Genomic DNA, 788 nt, shown 5'->3' on the forward strand with positions numbered 1-788 from the left:
TTCCCAAGGCTTAAGCGGAATGGACAGCCTGTCCCGAGTATCGGGAGGACTCGAACCCGCGACCTTCCCGAGAATTCGGGACTGGCATTTTAACCAGCTGAACTACCAGAAATTAAACGTTGAAAAAATTCACGGCTTTTCTGCGCTTTAAGGAACCTTTCTCTTAAGAGTGCATCCTGCTTATTCTCAAACTTCTCTGAGTAGACGATTTTCCAAGGCTGTTTCCTAGATGTAAAACCTTTGTGAAGCGCATTGTGCTTTTGGAGTCTAGAGATAGGATCTTGGGTAGAGCCTATATAAAAGGTTCCGTCTATTTCAGATTGTATTATATAGACAAAATGACCCATAATTAAAAAAGCCTTAGGTCTTCCCAAGGCTTAAGCGGAATGGACAGCCTGTCCCGAGTATCGGGAGGACTCGAACCCGCGACCTTCCCGAGAATTCGGGACTGGCATTTTAACCAGCTGAACTACCAGAAATTAAACGTTGAAAAAATTCACGGCTTTTCTGCGCTTTAAGGAACCTTTCTCTTAAGAGTGCATCCTGCTTATTCTCAAACTTCTCTGAGTAGACGATTTTCCAAGGCTGTTTCCTAGATGTAAAACCTTTGTGAAGCGCATTGTGCTTTTGGAGTCTAGAGATAGGATCTTGGGTAGAGCCTATATAAAAGGTTCCGTCTATTTCAGATTGTATTATATAGACAAAATGACCCATAATTAAAAAAGCCTTAGGTTTTCCCAAGGCTTAAGCGGAATGGACAGCCTGTCCCGAGTATCGGGAGGACTCGA

At 43.4% G+C, this 788-nt stretch carries 2 protein-coding genes; both read right to left on the reverse strand.

Annotated elements, in window-relative coordinates; all coding sequences use genetic code 11:
* Positions 1-89 precede the first annotated feature (89 nt).
* Positions 90-347, reverse strand: coding sequence for a GIY-YIG nuclease family protein (locus HMJ38_RS25080; protein ID WP_194973284.1), 258 nt, complete (start codon positions 345-347; stop codon positions 90-92).
* Positions 348-456: 109 nt separating this feature from the next.
* Complete coding sequence (locus tag HMJ38_RS25085) at positions 457-714, reverse strand: GIY-YIG nuclease family protein (RefSeq protein WP_194973284.1); 258 nt, start codon at positions 712-714, stop codon at positions 457-459.
* Between the last annotated feature and the right edge of the window lie 74 nt (positions 715-788).

The organism is Aquiflexum lacus (assembly GCF_015476655.1).
GTDB lineage: Bacteria > Bacteroidota > Bacteroidia > Cytophagales > Cyclobacteriaceae > Aquiflexum > Aquiflexum lacus.